The 22,259-nt window shown below is 73.1% G+C and carries 24 protein-coding genes; 13 read left to right on the top strand and 11 right to left on the bottom strand.

Features of this window, described 5'->3' with window-relative positions:
• Positions 1 to 97: 97 nt before the first annotated feature.
• Complete coding sequence (locus tag OG711_RS03555) at positions 98 to 517, bottom strand: MerR family transcriptional regulator (protein WP_329558355.1); 420 nt, start codon at positions 515 to 517, stop codon at positions 98 to 100.
• Between the two features lie 84 nt (positions 518 to 601).
• On the opposite strand from OG711_RS03555, the gene OG711_RS03550 reads away from it, so the two are divergent.
• The 3 genes from OG711_RS03550 (at position 602) to OG711_RS03540 (ending at position 3,041) form a co-directional block, all read left to right on the top strand.
• Complete coding sequence (locus OG711_RS03550) at positions 602 to 1,831, top strand: MFS transporter (protein WP_266505235.1); 1,230 nt, start codon at positions 602 to 604, stop codon at positions 1,829 to 1,831.
• Between the two features lie 96 nt (positions 1,832 to 1,927).
• Entirely contained in the window at positions 1,928 to 2,404 is a 477-nt protein-coding gene (locus OG711_RS03545) for a DUF5709 domain-containing protein (RefSeq protein WP_073786320.1), read from the top strand.
• Positions 2,405 to 2,519: 115 nt separating this feature from the next.
• Positions 2,520 to 3,041: a DinB family protein gene (locus OG711_RS03540; RefSeq protein WP_266505231.1), complete on the top strand. Its 522-nt coding sequence runs from the start codon at positions 2,520 to 2,522 to the stop codon at positions 3,039 to 3,041.
• Between the two features lie 118 nt (positions 3,042 to 3,159).
• On the opposite strand, the gene OG711_RS03535 is transcribed toward OG711_RS03540, so the two are convergent.
• The gene (locus tag OG711_RS03535) at positions 3,160 to 4,395 is read right to left on the bottom strand and encodes a DUF4032 domain-containing protein (RefSeq protein ID WP_329558354.1); all 1,236 of its coding nucleotides are present in this window, start codon (positions 4,393 to 4,395) and stop codon (positions 3,160 to 3,162) included.
• Between the two features lie 58 nt (positions 4,396 to 4,453).
• Here OG711_RS03535 and OG711_RS03530 point away from each other — a divergent pair, with 58 nt between their 5' ends.
• Positions 4,454 to 4,849 (top strand): hypothetical protein, encoded by a 396-nt coding sequence (locus tag OG711_RS03530; RefSeq protein WP_245876709.1) that lies wholly within the window; start codon positions 4,454 to 4,456, stop codon positions 4,847 to 4,849.
• Between the two features lie 244 nt (positions 4,850 to 5,093).
• The gene (sph, locus tag OG711_RS03525) at positions 5,094 to 6,083 is read left to right on the top strand and encodes a sphingomyelin phosphodiesterase (protein WP_329558353.1); all 990 of its coding nucleotides are present in this window, start codon (positions 5,094 to 5,096) and stop codon (positions 6,081 to 6,083) included.
• A 64-nt stretch (positions 6,084 to 6,147) separates the two neighbouring features.
• On the opposite strand, the gene OG711_RS03520 is transcribed toward sph, so the two are convergent.
• Positions 6,148 to 7,437, bottom strand: coding sequence for a cation:proton antiporter (locus OG711_RS03520; RefSeq protein ID WP_073786308.1), 1,290 nt, complete (start codon positions 7,435 to 7,437; stop codon positions 6,148 to 6,150).
• 4 nt (positions 7,438 to 7,441) lie between these two features.
• Positions 7,442 to 7,927 carry a cation:proton antiporter regulatory subunit gene (locus tag OG711_RS03515; protein ID WP_073786306.1) on the bottom strand — a complete coding sequence of 162 codons (486 nt, stop codon included), beginning with the start codon at positions 7,925 to 7,927 and terminating at the stop codon, positions 7,442 to 7,444.
• 329 nt (positions 7,928 to 8,256) lie between these two features.
• Between OG711_RS03515 and OG711_RS03510 the strand changes: the two genes are divergently transcribed.
• The 3 genes from OG711_RS03510 (at position 8,257) to OG711_RS03500 (ending at position 10,984) form a co-directional block, all read left to right on the top strand.
• Positions 8,257 to 9,243, top strand: coding sequence for a sensor histidine kinase (locus OG711_RS03510; protein ID WP_329558352.1), 987 nt, complete (start codon positions 8,257 to 8,259; stop codon positions 9,241 to 9,243).
• A complete protein-coding gene (locus tag OG711_RS03505; RefSeq protein WP_329558351.1) occupies positions 9,240 to 10,079 on the top strand; it encodes a response regulator transcription factor in 840 nt (279 codons plus the stop codon). Before OG711_RS03510 ends, OG711_RS03505 begins: the two co-directional genes overlap by 4 nt.
• 164 nt (positions 10,080 to 10,243) lie before the next feature.
• Positions 10,244 to 10,984 carry a VanZ family protein gene (locus tag OG711_RS03500; RefSeq protein ID WP_399503972.1) on the top strand — a complete coding sequence of 247 codons (741 nt, stop codon included), beginning with the start codon at positions 10,244 to 10,246 and terminating at the stop codon, positions 10,982 to 10,984.
• A gap of 70 nt (positions 10,985 to 11,054) precedes the next feature.
• On the opposite strand, the gene OG711_RS03495 is transcribed toward OG711_RS03500, so the two are convergent.
• Positions 11,055 to 11,510 carry a peroxiredoxin gene (locus OG711_RS03495; protein WP_329558350.1) on the bottom strand — a complete coding sequence of 152 codons (456 nt, stop codon included), beginning with the start codon at positions 11,508 to 11,510 and terminating at the stop codon, positions 11,055 to 11,057.
• 293 nt (positions 11,511 to 11,803) lie between these two features.
• Positions 11,804 to 12,247, bottom strand: a complete 444-nt coding sequence (locus tag OG711_RS03490; RefSeq protein WP_073786297.1) for an SPW repeat protein — start codon at positions 12,245 to 12,247, stop codon at positions 11,804 to 11,806.
• A 531-nt stretch (positions 12,248 to 12,778) separates the two neighbouring features.
• On the opposite strand from OG711_RS03490, the gene OG711_RS03485 reads away from it, so the two are divergent.
• On the top strand, positions 12,779 to 13,408 hold the full coding sequence (locus tag OG711_RS03485; protein ID WP_329558349.1) for an AraC family transcriptional regulator: 630 nt from the start codon (positions 12,779 to 12,781) through the stop codon (positions 13,406 to 13,408).
• Positions 13,405 to 13,854 (top strand): VOC family protein, encoded by a 450-nt coding sequence (locus OG711_RS03480; RefSeq protein ID WP_329558348.1) that lies wholly within the window; start codon positions 13,405 to 13,407, stop codon positions 13,852 to 13,854. Before OG711_RS03485 ends, OG711_RS03480 begins: the two co-directional genes overlap by 4 nt.
• 84 nt (positions 13,855 to 13,938) lie before the next feature.
• Here the strand turns inward: OG711_RS03480 and OG711_RS03475 are convergent, their stop codons facing one another.
• The 3 genes from OG711_RS03475 to OG711_RS03465 form a co-directional block, all read right to left on the bottom strand.
• Entirely contained in the window at positions 13,939 to 15,123 is a 1,185-nt protein-coding gene (locus OG711_RS03475; RefSeq protein ID WP_329558347.1) for a hypothetical protein, read from the bottom strand.
• A gap of 34 nt (positions 15,124 to 15,157) precedes the next feature.
• Entirely contained in the window at positions 15,158 to 16,351 is a 1,194-nt protein-coding gene (locus tag OG711_RS03470; protein ID WP_329558346.1) for a hypothetical protein, read from the bottom strand.
• 159 nt (positions 16,352 to 16,510) lie between these two features.
• Entirely contained in the window at positions 16,511 to 17,323 is an 813-nt protein-coding gene (locus OG711_RS03465) for a class I SAM-dependent methyltransferase (RefSeq protein WP_329563590.1), read from the bottom strand.
• 500 nt (positions 17,324 to 17,823) lie between these two features.
• On the opposite strand from OG711_RS03465, the gene OG711_RS03460 reads away from it, so the two are divergent.
• The 3 genes from OG711_RS03460 to OG711_RS03450 all read left to right on the top strand — a co-directional run bounded on the left by OG711_RS03460 (position 17,824) and on the right by OG711_RS03450 (position 19,931).
• A complete protein-coding gene (locus OG711_RS03460) occupies positions 17,824 to 18,117 on the top strand; it encodes an ArsR/SmtB family transcription factor (protein ID WP_099281386.1) in 294 nt (97 codons plus the stop codon).
• Positions 18,114 to 18,500, top strand: a complete 387-nt coding sequence (locus tag OG711_RS03455) for a VOC family protein (protein ID WP_073786290.1) — start codon at positions 18,114 to 18,116, stop codon at positions 18,498 to 18,500. Before OG711_RS03460 ends, OG711_RS03455 begins: the two co-directional genes overlap by 4 nt.
• A gap of 450 nt (positions 18,501 to 18,950) precedes the next feature.
• Positions 18,951 to 19,931 carry a hydroxyacid dehydrogenase gene (locus OG711_RS03450; RefSeq protein WP_073787663.1) on the top strand — a complete coding sequence of 327 codons (981 nt, stop codon included), beginning with the start codon at positions 18,951 to 18,953 and terminating at the stop codon, positions 19,929 to 19,931.
• Positions 19,932 to 20,533: 602 nt separating this feature from the next.
• Here OG711_RS03450 and OG711_RS03445 read toward each other — a convergent pair.
• Complete coding sequence (locus tag OG711_RS03445; RefSeq protein ID WP_073786288.1) at positions 20,534 to 21,046, bottom strand: lytic polysaccharide monooxygenase auxiliary activity family 9 protein; 513 nt, start codon at positions 21,044 to 21,046, stop codon at positions 20,534 to 20,536.
• Positions 21,047 to 21,731: 685 nt separating this feature from the next.
• The gene (locus OG711_RS03440) at positions 21,732 to 22,100 is read right to left on the bottom strand and encodes a hypothetical protein (RefSeq protein WP_073786286.1); all 369 of its coding nucleotides are present in this window, start codon (positions 22,098 to 22,100) and stop codon (positions 21,732 to 21,734) included.
• Between the last annotated feature and the right edge of the window lie 159 nt (positions 22,101 to 22,259).

Here is a 22,259-nt window from a genome sequence, read left to right as displayed (position 1 = left end):
TGACGTCCGAGCGTCCCCGCGTTCCAGGGTATGCCCGCGACCGGCCCGGCGGCGGGTCCGTCCGCCTCGGATCGGCCCCCGGCGCCCGTCGTCGGCCTCAGCCGTCCCCGGCGGGCGGGGACCGCCGGCCGGCCGGACGCCGCTCGCGTTCCTGGCGGGCGCGTACCGCCGTCAGATAGGCCAGGATCGCGTCCCGGTTGCCCGACAGGCAGTCGATCCGCTGCTGGAGCCGGTCGGCCTCGCCGCGCAGCAGGTCCGCCGTCTCGCGGGTGAGGCAGTCCGGATGCATCAGGATGCCGTCGGGGCGGTCGAGGAAGGGCAGGACCCGCGCGATGATCCCGGTCGTCAGCCCCGAGTCCAGCAGCCCCCGGATCTGGCGCACGGTGTGCTCCGCCGCCGGGCCGTAGACCCGGTAGCCGTTCGCCGCCCGTGCGGGCCGCAGCAGCCCCTGCTCCTCGTAGTAGCGCAGCATCCTCGCCGGGACGCCCGTACGCCGGGACAGCTCCCCGATCCGCATCGTCCCCCTCGGCACCCTCGACCCTGAAATGTGACCCAGGTCACACTTGCGTTCACATCGATGTGAAGGTCCGAGCATCGTCGCATGACCACCTCCCCCCGTGCCATGGCCGGCGGCGGCGCACCGGCGGACGGCCCCGGCGGCGTCCCGCTCGCGGGCCCCGCCACCCCCCGGCTGCCCTGGCCGCCCCTGCTGGCGCTCTTCACCGCCGCCTTCACCGCCGTGCTGACCGAACTCCTCCCGGCCGGGCTGCTGCCCGCGATGAGCCGGTCCCTGGACGTCCCCGAGGGCCGTATCGGGCTGCTCGTCACCGGGTACGCCGTCGCCTCGTTCCTCGCCGCGATCCCGCTCACCGCCGCCCTGCGGGCGCTGCCCCGCCGTACGGTGCTGCTCGCCGCGCTCGCCGTCCTCGCGCTGGCCAACGCCGTGACCGCGCTCTCGGCGAGCTACCCCCTCACCTTCGCCGCGCGGCTCCTCGCGGGCGCGGCCGGGGGCACGATGTGGGCGATGCTCGCCGGATACGGCGCCCGGCTCGCGCCGCCGCGACTGCGGGGACGTGCCATCGCCGTCGTCCTCGCCGGGATCACCGTCGCCCTGTGCGCCGGAGTGCCCGCCGCCACGGCGCTGGGCTCGCTGGTCGGGTGGCGTGCCGCGTTCGCGGGGCTCACCGCCGTCGCCGCCGTCCTGCTGCTGTGGGTCCGGCTCGGGGTGCCCGATCTGCCCGGGACCCGCAAGGCGGAGCGGATGCCGCTGTCCCGGGTCGCGACCACGGCGGGTGTTCCCGCGGTGCTGTGCGTGACGCTGTTCCTGCTGCTCGGCCATCAGACCCTCTACACGTATCTCGTCCCCTTCGCCGCGCACCACGGGTTCGGCGCGGCCGGACCGCTCCTGTTCGTCTTCGGGTGCGGCACGCTGGCCGGGGTCTGGACGGCGGGACTGATCGCCGACCGGTTCCTGCGGCCGGGGCTGGTCGGGGCGCTCGGCGCGGTCGCCGGAAGCCTCGCGCTCCTGGGGGCCACCGGGCAGGTCCCGGCGGCCCTGGTGGCGGGCGTCGCGGTGTGGGGCGCGGCGTTCGGCGCGGCTCCGACCCTGATCCAGACCGCGCTGGTCGCCGTCTCCGGCCCCCGGGACGCCGAGGTGGCCACCGCCCTCCAGGCGACCGTCTACAACGTGGGCATCGCCGGTGGCTCCTCGGCGGGCGCCCTGCTGCTGGAGCGCGCCGGGCCGGGCGCGCTGCCGTGGCAGGCGGCCGGTCTGGCGGCGGTGGCGCTGCTGGTGGCGCCGGTCGTGGGACGGCGCCTCACCGGACGGTAGAACCGCCCGCGGCGGCCGGGGAGCCGGAACCGGGCAACCGGAAGGGCTTCCCCGCGCGGGTTTGCGGAACGGGGGCGCGGGAGGACGATGGAAGACATGGACCGCGACAACGCCCGGGGCGACGACGTGTACCAGCCCGACGGCTCCGAGGTGCAGGACGACGAGGGGCTGCTGGACGCGTCCGACACCCTGGTCGCCGAGGACGTGGACGACCCCCTCGACCGGGGGTACTCACCGCCCGACCGGCCACGTGCCGTGGACCGCGAGGGACTCACCTTCGCCGAGCAACTGCGCGGCGAGACCCTCGACGAACGCCTCGCGGAGGAACTCCCCGATGTCTCCGAGCCCGAGGGCGACGGCATCGGGGACGCGCTGGACACCGACGGCGAACCACGGGACGCCGAGGTCGGCGACACCCGCGCGGGCCGTCTGGTCGCCCCCGGCGAAGGGGCGCACGAGAACCCGGTAGGAGACCTCGTCGCCGAGGACGTCGGCATCGACGGCGCGGCGGCGTCCGCCGAGGAGGCCGCCGTCCATCTCGTCGAACCGGACAGCGGCAGCGGATTCGCGTGACGAACCCCGCCGCGCGGGGCGGGGCCGTGTACGCGGGCCGGGCAGCGGCGACCGCGATGCGGCCGCTCCCGAAAACCATTTCCCCGCCACCCGCCCCGTCTGCTTGAGTCGGCCGGTGAACGTGACCCGAAACGCTTTGCTGCGCTGGCAGTTCGACCTGACCTGGTCCCTCTTCGAGTACCACCTGGAGCGGCTGGAGCCCGCCGACTTCCTGGCCGAGCCCGCAGCCCTTGTCTGGACCGTCCGGCCCACCGCCGACGGCACCTGGGTGCCCGACTGGGCGGACACCGAACCCGACCCCGTCCCCGTGCCCACGATCGGCTGGCTGACCTGGCACATCGACTGGTGGTGGTCCACCGCGCTCGACCACGTCCAGGGCCGGGCGCCCCGCGACCGGACGACGGTCACCTGGCCCGGCGACGGAGCCGCCGCCGTCGCCCGGCTGCGTTCCCTGCGCGACGAGTGGACGGCACACCTCGACACCCTCACCGACGGCGACCTGGACGCCGCCGCCCCCTCCCTCTGGCACGCAGGCCCCGACCACAAGGTCGCCCATCTGCTGGCCTGGGTGAACGCGGAGCTGATGAAGAACGTCACCGAGATCGGTCAGCTCCGCCTGCTGCGCGCCGCCTCCTGACCACCTGTCCGCCCGGCCGGGTGGTCGGGGAAGGCCCTGGCCAGGGGACCCGTACCCAACCGGGACCCGTGCCCAACCGGGACCTGTACCTGACCGGGACCCGTACCCGACCGGGCCCCTACCCGGCAGGGGCGGCGGTGCTCTGTTCGGCCGCCGGGGGACGCCAGTTGGCCACGTAGTCGTCCGTCGCCGTCTCCAGCCCCACATCGTGCTGGGCCTGATCGCACAGGAACCAGCGGTGCTCCAGCAGCTCATGGAAGATCTGCGCCGCGTCCAGCTGCTTGCGGATCTCCAGCGGCACCGCCCGGACCGTCGGCCGGAACACCTCCCGCACCCAGCGGTGGGCCAGCACCTCGGGGCGCGCGCCCAGCGGGTCGCCCGGCGCGTAGTCGTCCTGGGTCGCCATCCAGCTCTCCAGGTCGCTCAGCAGCCGCCGCGCCTGGTTCTCCTCCGCGTCCAGCCCGGTCAGCCGCAGCAACTGGCGCTGATGATGGCCCGCGTCGACGACCTTCGGCACGAAGGTGACCGTGTCGCCCTCGTTCCCCTGGCTGATCTGCATCTCGGCGACATCGAACCCGAGGTCGTTGAGCCGCCGTATCCGCCGGTCGATGTAATGCCGCTTGTCCACCGGGTACACCGACTGCCGGGTCAGCTCGGTCCACAGCTCGCCGTACCGCGCGCAGATCGTCGTACCGAACTCGATCGGATCGACCGAGGGGTGCAGCGCCCCCGACGCCTCCAGGTCCATCAGCTCGCCCGCGATGTTCACCCGGGCCAGATCGATGTCGTACGTCCGCTGGCCGTCGCTCAGCCGCTCGTGCATCTCGCCGGTCTCGGCGTCCACCAGATATGCCGCGAAGGCCCCCGCGTCCCGGCGGAACAAGGTGTTCGACAGCGAGCAGTCGCCCCAGGCGAACCCCGCGAGATGCAGCCGCACCAGCAGCACCGCCAGGGCGTCCATCAGCCGTCCCATCGTGGACGGCCGCATCGTCGTCTCGAACATCGAGCGGTACGGGAGCGAACCCTTCAGATGGCGGGTGATGAGCACCGGCTCCAGCGGCTCACCCGCCGCGTCCGCCCGCCCGGTGACCACCGCCAGCGGGTCGACGCCGGGTATGCCCACCCGGTCCAGCACCCGCAGCAGCTCGTACTCGCGCAGCGCCGGACGGGCCGCCAGCTCCTTGACCGCCACCACCTCGTCCCCGGCGCGGGCGTAACGCACCACATGCCGGGAGATTCCCCGGGGCAGGGACACCAGATGTTCCTCGGGCCAGTGTTCGAGGGGGGTGTCCCAGGGAAGGTCGAACAGGAGCGTCGGATGCTCGGGATTGGTCGCGCTGATCTGGAGAACCATGACCGTAAGCTACTTGCCGATACTCGCGCGAGGGGAACCGTTGAGGAGGGGCGGACACGTGGAGTGGCGGTTGGTGAGCGCCGGGGCGAGGGCGGTACCCGAACCGGCGGCGACCCCACTGGTGTGGTCCGGCGCCCTCCTCGGGTCGGGCCTGCTGGTCGGAGCGCTCAACCAGTTCGGTGACCCCGGTGAACCCCTGTGGCACTTCGTCGCGCTGTCCGCGCTCGCCGCCCTGCTCGGGGCCCGGGCCCGGGTGACGGCCGCGCCGGGTACCGCGGGGCTGTGCTGGCTGTTCTTCAACGCGTTCGGGATACCCCCGGCCGGGGTGCTCACCTGGGACAGCTCGGTGGATCTGCTGCGGATGTCCCTGCTCCTCGGCGCCGCGCTCGCCGGTACGGCCGTCGCCCGGGTGGCCAGCGCCCGCACGGCCTACCGCCGGATATCCCCGCACTGACCGGCTTCCGCCCCCGCCCCGCCCCGGCCGCACACAGGGGAACAGCAGCACACGGGAACGGGCCGCACCTGGAAACAGCAGCACAGGGGAACGGCTGCACAACACCTCCCCACTCTTTCTTGCCCGGAGGGCTACCCGGAAGTAACCTCCGGCTGTTTGACTGCGCGGCGATCCCCCTTTCACCCCCCCCGGTGCCGACCGCCGCCCCGGCCGGTCGGGCCTCCCCTCCCGAAAGGTGAGCCACGTGCCGCGCACCGCATCCCGCCGCAGCTCCCGCGCCCTTCTCGCCACCGCCCTCGTCGGCGCGACCCTCGGCGCCGCCGCGCCCCTCGCCACGGCCGCGCCCGCGCCGGACACCGCCCCCGAGCTGCGGATCGCCACGTACAACGCGTTCCTGTTCAGCCGGGGGCTGTACCCCAACTGGGGCCAGGACCACCGGGCCGCCGCCCTGCCCCGGGCCGCCTCCTTCCGGGGCAACGACGTCGTCGTGGTGCAGGAGGCGTTCGACAACACCGCCTCCGGCGCCCTCCAGCGGGCCGCGTCCGCCGAGTACCCGCACCGGACCCCCGTCCTCGGCCGGGGCAAGGGCGGCTGGGACGCCACCGGCGGCGCCTACTCCGCGACCACACCCGAGGACGGCGGGGTGACCGTCCTCAGCAAGTGGCCCGTCGTCCGCAAGGAGCAGTACGTCTACAAGGACGCCTGCGGCGGCGACTGGTTCTCCAACAAGGGCTTCGTCTACACCGCGCTCGACGTCCGCGGCAGCACCGTCCATGTGGTCGGCACCCACGCCCAGTCCACCGACCCGGGCTGCACCCCCGGACAGGCCGCCCAGGTCCGCGCCCGCCAGTTCAGGGAACTCGACAGGTTCCTGGACGCCAAGGACATCCCCGCCTCCGAACAGGTCGTCGTCGCCGGGGACCTCAACGTCGACTCGCACTCCGCCGAGTACGCCTCGATGCTCACCGACGCCGGTCTCGCCCCCGCCGAACACACCGGGCACCCGTACTCCTTCGACACCCGGGACAACTCCATCGCCCGGGAGCGCTACCCCGACGACCCCCGCGAGAACCTCGACCATGTCCTGTTCCGCGCGGACAACGCCCGCCCCGAGGGCTGGACCAACGAGGTCGTCGCGGAACGCTCCGCCCCCTGGACCGTCACCAGCTGGGGCACCACGTACACGTACACCGATCTGTCGGACCACTACCCGGTCCTCGGACACGCCCGCTGACCGGAGCCCGCACAGCACGACGCCCGCCCCGGTGCGATACCGGGGCGGGCGCCAGGGGGAGCGGTCAGTCCACGACCGGTGAGGGTTCCACCGGCCCCTGCCGCTTCGACAGGGGAACCTTCTCCACCGTCTCCGGACGTGCGCCGACGGCGTCCTGGGGAGCGGGGCCGGCGGGGCCGTCACCGTCCCGGCGGGCCCGCCGCCACGCAGTGACCCGGGCCGCGACCGGCTCGGTCCAGCGGGCGGTCAGCGGACCGACGATCACAAGGATCAGGACGTACGCCGTGGCCAGCGGGCCGAGCTGCGGCTCGACCCCGGCGGTGACCGCCAGACCCGCGATGACGATGGAGAACTCGCCGCGCGCCACGAGCGTGCCACCGGCCCGCCAGCGGCCCTTGACCCCGATCCCGGCGCGTTTCGCCGCCCAGTAACCGGTGGCGATCTTCGTCCCGGCGGTGACCACGGCCAGCGCGAGCGCGGGCAGCAGCACCGGCGGAATGCTCGCCGGGTCCGTGTGCAGACCGAAGAAGACGAAGAACACCGCCGCGAACAGGTCCCGCAGCGGGCTCAGCAGCGTGTGCGCGCCCTCCGCGACCTCCCCGGACAGGGCGATACCCACCAGGAACGCGCCGACCGCCGCCGACACCTGGAGCTCCTGCGCGATACCGGCCACCAGGATCGTCAGACCCAGCACCACCAGGAGCAGCTTCTCCGGATCGTCGCTGGAGACGAACCGGGAGATGATGCGCCCGTACCGGACGGCCACGAACAGCACCAGACCGGCGACCCCGAGCGCGATCGCCAGCGTGACACTGCCCGCCGCGAGCGACACCCCGGCCACCAGCGCGGTGACGATCGGCAGGTACACCGCCATCGCCAGGTCCTCCAGCACCAGGATGCTGAGGACGACCGGCGTCTCACGGTTGCCGACCCGGCCCAGATCACCGAGCACCTTGGCGATCACCCCGGACGAGGAGATCCAGGTCACCCCGCCGAGGACCACCGCGGCCACCGGACCCCAGCCGAGCAGCAGCGCGGCGGCGGCGCCGGGCAGCGCGTTCAGCGCGAAGTCCACGGCGCCCGCCGGATACTGCGTCTTCAGATTCGACACCAGGTCACTGGCCGTGTACTCCAGCCCCAGCATCAGCAGGAGCAGAATCACACCGATCTCGGCCCCGGTCGCCACGAACTCCTCGCTCGCCCCGAGCGGCAGCAGCCCGCCCTGCCCGAAGGCGAGCCCGGCCAGCAGATAGAGGGGTATCGGGGAGAACCGGAGTCTGCCGGCTATCCGACCGAGCAGCCCCAGAGCGAGGATGATCGCACCGAATTCGATCAACAGGACCGCAGAATGCACGCTCTCACTCCTGCCCGAGAATGGTCGCCGCCGCTTCGACACCCTCACGGGTGCCGATGACGATGAGGGTGTCCCCGCCGGCCAGCCGGAAGTCGGGGGTGGGGGACGGAACCGCCCCCGAGCGCCGCAGCACGGCCACGACGGACGCGCCCGTGTCGGTGCGGATGCGCGTGTCGCCGAGCACCCGGCCGTTCCACAGCGAGACCGCCGTCACCTCCAGACGCTCGGCCACCAGGCCCAGATCGGTGGTGTGCAGCACGCTCGGGCTGTGGTGCTCCGGGGTCAGGGCGTCGATCAGGGACGCCGTCTCGGGAGCCGTCAGATGCATGGAATGCGCGCAGGCGTCCGGGTCGTCCGCGTGGTACATGTTCACCGTGCGGGTGCCGTCTCGATGGGCTACCACCGACAGATGTCGGTGTTCCCGTGTGGTCAGGTCGTACTGAACGCCGATCCCGGGCAGGGGCGTCGTACGCATCCGTGGAGCAGGCATGGCCTGTCCCCCCTCGTGTCGTCGTGTCGCTGTCTCGTGTCACACCGGTCACCGACCGGGCCGACCAAGTCGATCATGCCGGTCACCGGGCCGCACCGACCGGGCCGTCCGGACGCCGCCGCACGGCCCGTCCGGACACGGCCCGGTCACCGTGAGTGCTCCGCGGAGCCGCCCCATGCTGCCATCAGCACCGGTCGCCCGACATGGGTGTCAGCACGGATGGACGGTCTCCCGTCCGCCGGGTGACACTGGTGGGGGAGAGGTCCGCGCCGCGGGTCCGCGGCGGTGGCACCACCGCCCCGCCATGTACGAGAGAGGGTATCGGGAGCGTGTCGCTGTTCTGGCGGATCTTCCTGCTGAACGCCGCCATGCTGGTCGTGGCCGCCGTACTGCTGCTGGGACCCGTGACCGTCTCCACCCCCGTCCGCCCAGGTGAGGCGCTCGCCGTAGTAGCCGGACTCGGCCTCATGCTGGCCGTCAGCGCCTTCATCCTGCGCATCGGCCTCGCCCCGCTCGGCCGGCTCAGCCGCGCCATGGCCACCGCCGACCTGCTGCGCCCCGGCGGCCGTCCCGCCGCCACCGGACCTGCCGAGATGGCCGAACTCATCGGCACCTACCACACCATGCTGGACCGCCTCGAACACGACCGCGCCAGCAGCACCGCCCGGGTCCTGTCCGCGCAGGAGGACGAACGGCAGCGCATCGCGCAGGAACTCCACGACGAGGTCGGCCAGACCCTCACCGCCGTCCTCCTCCAGCTCAAGAGGGTCGCCGACCGGACCCCCGGCGAACTGCGCGAGGAGGTGACACTCGCCCAGGATGCCACCCGGGGCAGCCTGGACGAGATCCGCCGGATCGCCCGCCGGCTGCGCCCCGGTGTCCTCGACGAACTGGGACTGGTCAGCGCGCTGCGGGCGCTCGCCGCGGAGTTCCCCGCCCATGACGTCCGGGTACGCACCCGCGTCACCGGCTTCCCCGCCCCCGGCGACGACGACCCCGGGGCGCCGCCCTCCCTCGGCCACGAGACCGAACTCGTCGTGTACCGGGTGGCCCAGGAAGCCCTCACCAATGTCGCCCGGCACGCTCACGCCTCCCACGTCACGCTGGAACTGCGACGGGTCTCCGACCGCGTCGAACTGCGGGTCATCGACGACGGCCGGGGCATCGGCTCCGCCGCCGAGGGTGCCGGCGTCCGGGGCATGCGGGAGCGGGCACTGCTCATCGGCGCCGAACTGGTCGTCGGCCCCCGCCAGGGCGCGACGGGCACCGAAGTGCTGCTCAGGGTCCACGACGAGGCGGAGGGCATCACCTCATGAACCTCCAGGTGACACGGTCCGCGCCGAACGCGCGCACCCGGCCCGCCCACCCCGCGCCCGCCGCCCGCAGCGGCCCACCGCACACCCCGCCCGGTCCACCGGGCCGCGACCGGCGGCCACCGGGCCCCGGGTCCCCGCCCCCGGCGCGCCCCGCGCCGGGCGGCCCCCACCCGGCCGCGCACGGCCGCGCCCCGACCCGTATCCTCCTCGCCGACGACCACGCCCTGGTCCGGCGCGGGGTGCGGCTCATCCTCGACAGCGAACCCGACCTCACGGTCGTCGCGGAGGCCGGTGACGGCGCCGAGGCCGTGGCCCGCGCCCGCGCCACCGGCGTCGACCTCGCGATCCTCGACATCGGCATGCCCCGGATGACCGGCCTCCAGGCCGCCAGGGAACTCACCCGGCGCTTCCCCGCGCTGCGCATCCTCTTCCTGACGATGTACGACAACGAGCAGTACTTCTTCGAGGCCCTGAAGGTCGGCGCCAGCGGCTATGTGATGAAGTCGGTGGTCGACCGCGATCTGGTCGAGGCGTGCCGGGCCGCGATGCGCGACGAGCCGTTCGTGCATCCCGGCGCGGTCCCCGCGCTGGTCCGGGGCTATCTGGACCGCGTCCGCCAGGGCGAGCGGCTGCCCGTCCGCGCGATCACCGACCGCGAGGAGGAGATCCTCAAACTGGTCGCGGAGGGGCACACCTCCAAGGAGATCGCGGATCTGCTGGTCATCAGCGTCAAGACGGTGGAACGCCACCGGGCGAACCTGCTCCAGAAGCTCGGGCTCAAGGACCGCCTGGAGCTGACCCGGTACGCGATCCGCGCGGGACTCATCGACCCCTGAACCCGCCTCCCGGACACCGGGGGCGCGTGGCGCGCACCGGGCCGACGCGCCCCTCGCACGCCCCCGTGCTCCGTGTCCGCCCGTGTACTCGCCACATCCAGGGGCACACGGACCCCGTGACGGCAATCAGTGAACCCCGCAAGAGCCCGCCCCCCTCCCTCGACGTGCCCGCGCCCGTCCCCCGTGGACGGGTCCTGCTGCGGGTACTGGTCGCGACGGCGGCGTTCCTCGGGCTGGTCGCCTTCGCCGCCGTCCTGGCACGGCTGACCCTGACCCCGTCCCCCGCGTCGGAATCCATCGCCGGAGCCAATCTGCGGCCCGGCCACTCGCTGCGGCAGTACGCCGAGGACTACACCTTCCTCGCCGCCTGCAAGCAGCTCGGCGGCAATCTGCTGCTCGGCGCGCCGTTCGGCCTGCTGCTTCCGCTGCTGGTGCCCCGGCGGCTGCGGATGCTGCGGATGGTGCTGCTCACCGCGGCCGTGATGAGCCTGGTGGAACTCGTCCAGGGCGCCATCGTCCCGGGCCGCGCCTTCGACGTGGACGACGTCATCCTCAACACGAGCGGCGCGTTCCTCGCGTATCTGCTGCTCGGCCGACGGGTCTCCCGCCGCTACCATCACGCGCTGGCCCGCCGCACGGCACCCGCCGCCACCGATGACGGGACGCGCCCCGCGACGGGACCCGACACCGTACCGGTGGCCCCCGCGGCCCCTGCCGACCACACCTCACCCGACACCCGTTCGGCACCGGACATCGGTAAGGCGCCAGCCGCCCGTTCGGCTACCGACACCCGCCCGGTGCCCGACGGTCCCGTGCATCCGGGGCCACGGCTGTCCAAGCCGGAGCGGACGAAGGACGGCGCCGTCGCCCGGGCCGCCGCACGGCTGCGGCGACGGGACCGTTGAGACGGCCCGCCCGCGCCCGGAGACCGCAGCTGACGCGTGCCGCTGGGCCGGACCCGGGCAGGTCCCGGTGTCAGGCCCGTGACGCGCGTACCGCCGCCAGCGCCCGGTCCGCGTGCGCGCTCATCCGCAGCTCGCTGCGGACCACCTCCCGCACGGTACGGTCCGTGCCGATCACGAAGGTGACGCGCTTGGTGGGCGCCAGCGAGAACCCCCGCTTCACACCGAACAGTGTCCGGACCGTGCCGTCCGGATCGGCGAGCAGCGGGTAGCCGAGGGTGTGACGTTCCGCGAACTCCCGCTGGCGTTCCACCGGGTCCCCGCTGATCCCCACCGGCCGGGCGCCCGCCGCCCGGAACTCGGCGGCCAGGTCCCGGAAGTGACATGCCTCGGCCGTGCAGCCGCTCGTCATCGCGGCCGGGTAGAAGAACAGCACCACGGGCCCGTCCCCGAGCAGTTCGGAGAGGGCGCGGGGGGTTCCGGTCTCGTCGGGGAGGGTGAAGTCCTCGACGGTGTCACCGACGTTCATGCGCGGCCAAGTCCCTTCGTCGGACCGGCCCGGACGGCTGGAGCGGTCCAGGGCGGGCGGTGGGCACGGGGCCCGGTCCGCCGGATGATGTCCCGGCGGATGCTCAGGACGGTAGCCGAGTACGTGTGGCGGATGTGCGGGGGGCCGATGTGCGGGGCCCGCACATGCCGCCGGCCGGTCCGCGTCTGCGCTGGACCGGCCGGCGGTCGTTCTCCCGCGTGGCTGCGGTACCGCTCCCGCCCGGTACCGCCTCTGCTCTCACCACCGCGGCGCGCGGGACGCCGGGGGCGGGGTTACGACTTGCCTCGTCCGGTTCTCATCGCCGCTCCCGTGCACACCAGTCCCAGCAGGAGCGTCAGCGCGCCGATGACGATGTTGTTGATGACGACGCCGGTGTCGGGGCTGCTGCCCACGATCCAGGGCGCGACGATCAGCCAGACACCCATGGCGCAGATGGCCCAGCTCAGCCCGTACATCCTGGCGGGCATGACGGCGAACCCGATGGCCAGCGCCGCTATGGCGACGCCCATGATCAGGTTGTGGGTCGCGAGGGTGGACTGGCTGCTCGCGAAGTGGACCGTCCAGGGGGAGATGGCGCAGTACAGACCCACGAGGAACAGTGGTCCGTCCACAAGCGTCACATCGCGACCACCGAGCACACGATCGTGCCGGGCCCGCATTTCGGAGGCATCAGGGTGGCTCGTGATGTCCGCCCTGTGGTGTGAGACGTCGGCCATGGGACTCGCTCTCCTTCGTTCCGCTCGTCCGACCGCATGGTGTGCGGCTTTTCAGTGCTTATGTCCATAGTGCTCTCATTTTTTCTTTATGTGTAGGGCGCTGAGGTGGGAGTTCCGGGAAATCCGTTCACCCCCCATCGGCCTCCGCGGCCGGACCCGGCCACCCCGGCCCGGCCGCTCACGACCGCCCCGGAGCGGCTCCGTGGCCGGGCCGGGGCGGGCACCCGGACGGCATACTGGAGGCATGGACGCCGTGCCCCGTCCCGAGTGCGGGCCGGAGGGCGAGTTCCGGGAGTACGTCTGGGCCGGACCTCTCCTCGGCGCCGCCGCCGGTCTCGGCGGACTGGTCGTGTCCGCCGTCGGCTACCGCTCCGGAGGACTGCCGCCCGTGCTGCACCGGGGGCTGCCGTCACCGTCCCTGACGCTGCTCTTCTCCCTCGACGGACCCGTCGTGGGCGGTGCGCCGGTCAGGCACGGTCCGCGGACGCCATCCGCACCGACATCGTCGTCGGCGGACTGCACCAGCGACCCGTGTATCTGGAGCAGCCCCCGCACGAGGAGGGCATCCAGCTCGATCTGCATCCGCTCGCCGCCCGCGCCCTGCTGGGCCTGCCCGCCGGGGCCCTGGCCACCCCGTCCGTGATCCCCGGTGCGGAAGTGCTCGGCGCCCGCGCCGCCGAGATACGCGACCGGCTGCGCGGGACCGACGACTGGGCACGGCGGTTCGCCCTGCTCGCCGCGTACCTCCGGCGCCGCGCGGCGGACGCACACCCGGACCGCGCGGTGCGGCCCGAGGTCGCCGAGGCGTGGACATGGCTCGCCCGGCACCGGGGCGCCGGCACCCTGGAGGGCCTGTCCCGTCATGTGGCGCTCGGACCGCGCCGACTGGGCACGCTGTTCCGCGCCGAGACCGGGCTGAGCCCCAAACAGGCGGCCCGCATGATGCGCTTCCAGCACGCCCGGTCCGCGGTGGTCCGCGCGGCCGGCGGCGGCCCGCTGGACCTGTCCGGGGTGGCCGCCGGATGCGGCTACTTCGACCACTCCCACTTGGTCCGGGACTTCCATCAGTACACCGGGGTCAGCCCCACCGCGTGGCTCGCCGAGGAGTGCCGGAATATCCAAGCCGGTGCCCATCGGTACGAAGCACAGTGGGAGGCATGAACAGCAACCGGAGCATCCACGAGACCAAGAGCGAGGCCGTCCGCGCCGCCACCGGGACCCGGCAGGACGCGGGCGTCTGGCTCACCCTCCAGGCCCACGACGCGCCCGCGCTGATCGACTTCCTCGTCGGCACCGTCGGCTTCCGCCGCACGGCCGTGTACCAGGACGGAGAGATCGTCGAACACGCCCAGCTGGACTGGCCCGAGGGCGGGGGAGTCATGCTCGGGTCGTACCGCCCGGACAGCCCCGTGACCCTCAGGCCCGGCACGGCCGGCGCGTACGTCGTCACCGACCATGTCGACGCCCTGTACAGGCGGCTCGCGGACGCGGGCGTCAGGATCACCCGCGAGATCCAGGACCGCCCCTACGGCAGCCGGGGGTTCACCGTCGAGGACCCGGAGGGCAACGCCTGGGCCTTCGGTACCTACCGCGGGGAACCCGCCTGAAGCGCCCCGCTCCCGCCCCCGGCCCAGCCCGGGGCCGGGAGCCCTCGACCGGAACCAAGGGCCGGACCGCCGGACCCGGCGGCGTCACCCCGACGCCGCCGGACCCGGCAGTGTCACCCTGACCGTCCCGCACCCGACCCGCTCCGCCTCGGCGCGCACGTACCCCGGGAACACCGCCCGGATGTCCGCGGCCCGGTCCCCGTCGTCCGCCGCCACCAGGAACACCACAGGACCGGTGGGGCAGTCGGCCTGGAACGCCCCGAGGTCGGCACGCAGCACCCCACGCCCGCGCTCATGGCGGACCGGGGCGCCGGACGACCGGACGAGCCGGTCGAAGACCCGCGCGAGCCGTGGGTCCGTGACCGTCATCAGCCGCAGACCGGGCCGCCGCGGGCTCTCGCCCCGGTCGCAGGTGCGGACCGGGCCCGCGCCCCGGGTGATCAGCGGACGCCTCTCGTCGAACTCCCGCTTCCCGGGCAGCCGCAGCCCCTTCACACCGCACAGCGCGTCCGGCGCCTCGGCCTGGTGCTCCGGAGGCTCGGGCAGGCCCTTCACCGGGTCCGCGAGCCTGCCCGCGCAGTCCTCCCCGGCGAGGAGACCGTTCACCGCGCGGACCACCGACCGGGCCAGCGCGGCCCGGTCCGTCACGTCGACATCGTCGCGGGGACCGGCCGAACCGCTGGATATGTCGACCACGGTCGGCCCCTCACCCTCGCCGGGCCTGCCCTCGCAGCCGTCCGGCACGGCCAGCCAGGCCCGGGTGTCCGAGGCCATCCCCAGCAGGCCGCCGCCCAGCGGGCTCAGCCGCGCGGCCAGGAACTCGTTCGCCCAGCGCCCCTCACCGGTCCACTCCGTGTCCAACCGGTGCACCCGCACGGTGACCTGCCAGTTCTCCGTGGTGAGCCGACAGGTCCCGGCCGGTCCCGCGAGGCTGCGCCGCCCCTCCCACAGCGGCAGTTCGGCCTGCCGGACATCCCCCACCCCCCGGAACAGCCGCTCGACATCACCGTCCGCGAAGGTGCCCCCGCACCAGTCGGCCGCCGAACGCGCGAACGGCCCCGATCCCGAGCCCCACGCGGTCAGTCCCGCACCGAGCAGCGCACCGGTGACCGCCGCGATCAGGGCGGCACCCGGAGCGCCGCGCAGCAGCCCACGCGGATGCCACCGGCGGCGGGGCCCGTCGGACGGTGTCACGGGGGTGAGCGGGGAACCCCCGGTGCGCGGTACGTCGGCCATGATGGTGCGGTCCCCCAGGGGAAGTCGGAACACGGGACGGATCTCGTCGGGCGGGTCGGTACGGGGGTCAGGGGCGCGGCGCCACCGCGGCACAACCCAGCCGGTCGGCGGCGGAGTTGGCGAAGGCGGCGGCCTGTTCCTCGCTCGTCCCCGCCATCAGGAACCCCATCCGCCGGTCCCCGCACTCGGTACGGACGACCTGACGGTTCCCCGTGAGCGAACCGGTGCCCCGCCACCCCGGCGCGGGCACGCCGTCGCCCGCCAGCCCCTCGAACAGCCGCATCAGCCCGGGCCGCGCCACCATGACGGCCGAGAGATACGGCTCCGCGCTGTGCCGACGGGTCACCACACAGGTCTGGAGCTCCGGGCCGACCACACCGACCCGCTGGTCGCCCAGGGAATCAGCCGTCACCTTGTCGACCGCGAGTCCGGGAATCCGGCACAGCGACGAGGCGGACGACCAGAACACCTTCTCCGCGTCCTCCGGCAGGTTCAGCACCGGCGACCGGACTTCCTGGCGCGGCCCGCCGCAGCCCGCGCGGTCCATCGCCGCGTCGGCCGCCGCCACCAGCAGCCGCGCCACCCGGTCCACCCCGCCGAGCCCGGAGGAGGTGGCACGGCGCCCGTTGTTCCAGCTCCGCGTCGACTTCGCCGTCAGCGACACGGTCGTCGGACGGCCGTCGGCGTTGTCGCAGCGCTCCGGCAGCACCAGCAGCCCCGATTCGGCCGTGACCGCACCGGGCAGCCCGTCCGGGACAGGGACCGCCGTACCGCCGAGGTGTTCCAGCAGCCAGTCGAACCGCTCGTCGGCGCCCTCGGGGGCAGGACCGTAGACCACCTCGATCTCGGAACGCAGGTCGTCGCGGTCGCTCGACGCGATCGAGACCGTGCACTCCCCTTCGCCCCGCTCGGGCCCCTCCGAGGTGCCCGTACGGTGGCCCGCCTCGCCGAGCCACGCGTCGGAGAGGAAGGGCGCGTCGTCCGGTGCCCAGGCATCCCAGCAGTGGCGCGCCTCGGTGCCGAACGGCCCGCCGTCCCGCACCCATTCCGCGGCGCCCCAGCCGATGAGCAGCGCCACGACCACGCCTCCTGCGAACAGGGCCCGCCGTCGGCGCCGCGCGCTGATCCGGCGGCCCAGCGCACCGGGTTCCGCCGCCCGCTCCCGGCCGTCCTCGCCGAACCGCCCCAGCCCCTCGGTCACCCCGTGTGTCCCCTCACCGTTCGCCCCGAGCCCGGTCACCGGGCGGATGGCCGGGGCCACCCCACGGGTTCCCCCGCCAGGACGCCGGACCCGCGGCCCGTGGTTCCGGCCGGCCGTTCGTGCGGCCCGGCCGCCGGGGAAGATCGTAGCGACCGGTGTACGGGCCACCGGACGTGCCCCCGGCGCGCGGCATCGCGGGGGGACACGTCCGGAGGCGGGTCAGGGAGCGGAGGCGAGCAGGGCGAACATGTGCGGGACGCGCGGCGCGTCCTCGGGCAGCCGCCACCAGCCGGAGGGTGTCCGTGCCATGTCCGGCCAGCGGGGCCAGGGCAGTTCGTCGTACTCCCGCAGCGTCTCGATCCGCAGCCCCGCGCCGACGACCGCGTCCACGATCTCACCGAGGCCGTGCATCCACTCGTAGCTGTCCGTCGCCCCCGAGACGGCCGGGCCGTCCGTGTACGTGTACCGGGCGTCCCGGAGCACCGCGCCCCGGCCGCCCAGATAGTCGTGCCGCAGCAGGAGTTCGGGTCCCTCGTCCGCACCGGGCTTCGGCCCGAGCGCGTTCAGCAGGGGATGGAACTCCACCACGTACAGCCGTCCGCCGGGCCGCAGCAGCCGGGCGATCGTCCCGGCCCAGCGGTCGAGGTCGGGCAGATAGCACAGCGCGCCCTTGCCGGTGTACACGACGTCGAACCGCCGCCCCTCCAGGGCCTCGACCGCGTCGTACACATTCGCCTGGACATAGGGGATGTCGGCCTTCGCGCGGGCCGCGATGTCCCGCGCGGCGCGCACCGACGCGCCCGACAGGTCCAGCCCCACCGCGTGGGCGCCCCGCTCGGCGAACGCGAGGGTCTCCGTGCCCAGATGGCACTGGAGGTGCACGAGATCCCGCCCGTCCAGCGGCCCGAGGTCGTCCCACTCGAACGGGGCGAACCAGCGGGCCGGATCGAGCCCGTCGGCCAGCCCGTAGAATCCGCTGGCGAGATGGACGGGTGTACGGGCGTCCCAATTGGCCTCGTTCGAACCCATCATGCGCCTTGCCGCACCGGACAGTTCCCCGGAACCACCCGCGTGTACCGCACCGGTCCCCCTGTCCGGGGCACCGCCGTTCACCGTCGTGCTGTCCCTGTCCCTGTCCATGGACTCACCCCTGGTCACGAAACCGTCACCCCGTTCTTCCAGGCGCTCAGGGCCTGTCCGGTGGTTGTCGTCGATCGCGTCGGTCATGTCCCCATGGAACCGTAAGGACCGGCCGCCCGCGCCCCCGTCCCAGGGAAAGCGGGGCGGCCCGGTCCACGGCGAGCGCCGAAGGACCAGATACGGCGCTCTCGGGTGTCACCCCTGTAAGGTCCGCCTGCCCCGCGAGCCGGGGGCCATGCCTGCGGGTTCCCGTACGGGCGTGACGGAGCCCGGCCGCTGGACATCACCGGTTGGTCCGACAGCTGACCCGGACCGGCCGTCGGCCAAGCGGCCCCTCGCGGAACGGCACGTCACGACTTGATAGGCAAGCATGCACTTGCCTATGATGGGGCGTGGCCGACGACATATTCAAAGCCCTGGCCGACCCCACCCGCCGGAAGATCCTCGACGAGCTCACCGAGCAGCGGGGGCAGACCCTCTTCGAGATCTGCGCGCGGCTGAGCATGAAGCATCAGCTCGGCATCTCGCGCCAGGCGGTCTCCCAGCATCTCGCCGTGCTGGAGGCCGCCGGTCTGGTCGAGAGCCGGCGGGAGGGGCGCTACAAATTCCATGACCTGAACACCGCACCCCTGAAACGCATCGCGGAGCGGTGGACCATGCCCGACGAATCAGAGAGCACACCATGAGGATTCATCTGTCCAGCGTCTTCGTCGACGACCAGGACAAGGCCCTGCGCTTCTACACCGAGGTGCTGGGCTTCGTGAAGAAGACCGAGGTCCCGATCGGTGAGGACCGCTGGCTGACCGTGGTCTCCCCGGAGGCGCCCGACGGGACCGAGCTGCTCCTGGAGCCCGCGGGCCATCCCGCGGTGAAGCCGTACCGGGACGCGCTCGCCAAGGACGGCATCCCCGCCACCGCCTTCGCCGTGGACGACGTCCACGCGGAGTTCGACCGGCTGCGCGGCCTCGGTGTGCGCTTCACCCAGGAGCCGCTGGAGATGGGCCCGGTCACCACCGCGGTACTGGACGACACCTGCGGCAACCTGATCCAGATCGTCCACCAGGCCTGAGGAGACCACAAACGCTCCGACCGCCCCACGCCGGAACGCGGCGGGCCGCCGCGCAGGCGGCCCACGGCGGCCCGCCGACGCGGAGTCCCCTGTGCGGTGGCAGCCCGGGACGACGAACGCGACGATGCCCGCATGAACTCGGGCGAGCACATCGACGACCCAGCGGTGACCTGTGTGGACACAGGCAGCCGTCCACCCCGACATGTGGGTCGATCCGGACCGGCGGACTCCGTCCGGATGGCCCGGAATCGATTGTTTGACCGGTTCCCGTCCGCCCCGGCCGCCGTCTTGACCGATTCCGGTCGGCCGATCAAGATGCCCCTACCCGCACCATGACGGGTGGGCGGCGGACGCGCCCCGGCGCCCCGGACCTGAGAGGCGAGCGACCCTGTGACCCCGACCGGTGAGAACCCCGTCCCCCGCCCCGGCCGGCCCCGTGCCGCTGTCGCCATGTCCCAGCAGGCCGCGACGGCGCTCCTCGAACCGGAGACGCTGACCGCGCTCGGCCGGGTCTGCGACCTCCAGGCCCTGCCCGTCCTCGACGACTTCGACACCGACCACGCCCGCGCCGCGCTCGCCGACACCGATCTCCTCGTCACCGGCTGGGGCTGCCCGCCGCTCGATCCCGCCGCACTCGAAGCGGCACCGGGGCTGCGTGCGATCGTGCACACCGCGGGCTCCGTCCGGCACCACATCACCGACGCCTGCTGGGAACGCGGCATCGTCGTCTCCTCGGCCGCCGCCGCCAACGCACTGCCCGTCGCCGAGTACACCGTCGCGATGATCCTGCTCTCCGGCAAACGCGTCGTGGAACGCGCCCGCGCCTACCGGGGCACCCGCGCCCGTGACCAGGGCTTCGGCGTCCCCCGCACCGACGGCAACTACCGCCGCTCGGTCGGCATCCTCTCCGCCTCCCTCATCGGACGGCGGGTGATCGACCTGCTGCGCCCGTACGACCTGGAGATCCTGCTGCACGATCCGTACGTCACCGACACGGAGGCCGCGGCGCTCGGCACCCGGCCCGTCGGGCTCGTCGAACTCTTCGCGAACAGCGATGTGGTGAGCGTCCACACCCCGCTGCTGCCCGCCACCCAGGGTCTGGTCAGCCGGAGCCTGCTCACCTCGATGCGGCAGGACGCGGTGCTGGTCAACACCTCGCGCGGCGGTGTCGTCGACCAGGACGCCCTCACCGAACTCCTGCTCGCCGACCGGTTGCGGGCCGTCCTCGACGTCACCGATCCGGAGGTGCTCCCCGCGGACCATCCGCTGTGGGAGTGCGACAACGCGTTGATCACCCCGCATCTCGCGGGGTCGCAGGGCAATGAGTGGCGACGGCTCGCGGAGGTGGCGGTGGGGGAGGTCGCGCGGTGGGCGGCGGGAGAGGGCTTCGCCCACCCCGTGCTACGCGAACGCCTGCCCTTCACAGCGTAATCGCCTTCGCTTGCGCCTTCAGGTTTCCTGTGCCGGGCGCACTTGTCCCCGTGCGGCTCGTCCGTGGGTGCGCAGTTCCCCGCGCCCCTGGGGCCGCGCCCCTTACGGTTTCCGTTCGGCTGCGGATGGTCCTTGGTTGCTCGCGCAGTTCCCCGCGCCCCTTTGGGGGCGCCTACCTGGGGCTGTTCTCAGTCTGCGGGGGTGGGCGGGAATCTCTGCTCGCAGACTCCGATGCTCTTCAGTCGAGCAGCTGAACGTCGTACCGAGCGTGTCGGATCGAGGACGGAGAATCCCGACCGGCACCGACCCGAAAGACAGCAGAACGCGCCCCAAAGGGGCGCGGGGAACTGCGCAAGGACGAGAACCGTCGCGCACCCGAAGAGCGACCGCAACAGGGCAGCATCCAGGGGCGCGGGGAACTGCGCAAACCACCGAGCGACGGCACAGGACCGGAGTGCGTCCAGCCGGACAGACCTGGGAGGCGCAAGCGAAGGCGACCCGCGGCGACGCCGTGCCCCCACCAGGGACACGGCGCCGCCGTACGCGTGGGACTTCACTGAGCCGGGTCCCGGGCGTCCCCGAAAAGGCTCAGCGCCGGCGACTCAGCGCACGTTCACATCGATGCAGGCGTAGAACGCGTTGGGCGTGTCCGCGACATTCCACACCGCGAGCACCTTCTGCTTGCCGGACGCGCCGAGGTTCACCGAGTGGGACACGGTCGAACCAGGCTGGGCGCCACCGTCGTTGAACTCGGCGACCTTGCGCCCACCCACGTAGTACTGCCAGGTGCTGGTCGCGTGACGCGCGGTCAGCTTCCACTGGAACTGCGTGGTCCGGCTGACCGGGGTCACGGTCCAGCCCTTGCCGTCGTTGTCGAGCTCGGAGAAGCGGGAGTTGCCGCCACTGCAACTCCGCAGCCCCTTGGGACCCTCCACGCTCTGCGGCTCGTACTTGATGTCACCACAGCTGACGGTCCCGGCGGCGCACTGCGCCTGCCTGCTGGGCGGGGTCGAGATGTACCCGTGCGCGCTGGCACTGCTGGCCGGAAGGGTCAGGGCGAGTGCGGGGGCGAGCGCCGCGCCGATGATCGCGGCGGTTTTCCTGCTCGTGTGCATGATCTCTCCTTCGCATCGGCCGCCGCGTCGGCGTTGCCGGGGTGTGGGGACTCCGGCACGACGGGCGGCCACTCGGGTGGGGCCAAGAGCCGTGACCGTCCACGCACGGGGTGCGTGGCGAAAGCCACGGGCATCCGGAAGGATTTGCTACGCGTTTGCTTCTTGGCCTAGACCATACAGATGGCAGGAGAGGCGTCAAGGGGGCTGTGCGAAAGGGGAGTTGGCCGTACGGGAATGCTCAAGGTTGTCGCCCTTGGGGTACTTGGCGCCTCGCCGATACGGGGGCAATCGCGCGGAAACGGAACAGCCCACCGGGCGGCCTATCACGAGCACGCGTGCGTCCCGACGGGCGGACGTCACCACATCCCCGTGCCGCGTTCACGCTTCCCCCGCCCGACCTCCGCGCCCCCGACCCACCCACAAGGCCGCCCCTCGTCCCACCCGACCCCGGCCCACGCACGAAACGCACCGCGCGAAGGAATACCCCGCGCGCACGCCGCCCCCGGCGCACCCGCGTAGCGCCCCCCGCCCCGAGCGCCCCTGGCCAAGCGCCCAAACCCGTACGCGCGCGGGGCGTGCCCGTACGCGACCGCGCACCCACCGCACTCCGGAGCGCACGCAATGTCAACGGCGCACGCGCCCCCACCCGAGCGTGGGGATACGCGCGCCGACCCTCCGCCGCCGGTCAACCGCTCCTCAGGAGAAGCTCCACCTCCTTCTCCTGATCGCCGGCCGCCATGCCCTCCTCGGCGACCGTGAACGCGGCGGCGAGTGCCGTGCGCAGCCGGTCCACCGCCAGATAGCCGCCCTGGACCTCCGCGGTCACCGTGTCACCGAGGACCGTCGCCGGGGGAGCGCCCCTGATCTGCGTCGTGTCGTACGTGGCCGACCAGACGGCCGGGCGACTCCCCGCCGTGTCGCGGGGCGGATCGTCCGGCGCGCGGTCGCAGTCGAAGACGGACCGCAGGACACCGAAGACCGCGCCCGCGTCGTCCTTGGTGCAGTCGCTCAGTTCCACCACGACCTCGGCCGCGGGGTGTGCTGTGGTGTTCACGATGGGTCATCCCCTTACCTCAGGTGCTGAACCGGTCGGCCACCGGGGGACGGCCGTCCCTTCCAGGCTCGCCCCGCGCCGCCCCCGGGGCGAGCCGAGCCCACCTGAGGCACCCTCTGCCACCGCTCGGGCCCCCGCCGCTACGGCCCGGTGGCCAGG

Source organism: Streptomyces uncialis, assembly GCF_036250755.1.
GTDB lineage: Bacteria > Actinomycetota > Actinomycetes > Streptomycetales > Streptomycetaceae > Streptomyces > Streptomyces uncialis.
Note: the sequence above shows the minus strand (reverse complement) of the source record. Positions and strands in the feature narration are given on the sequence as shown.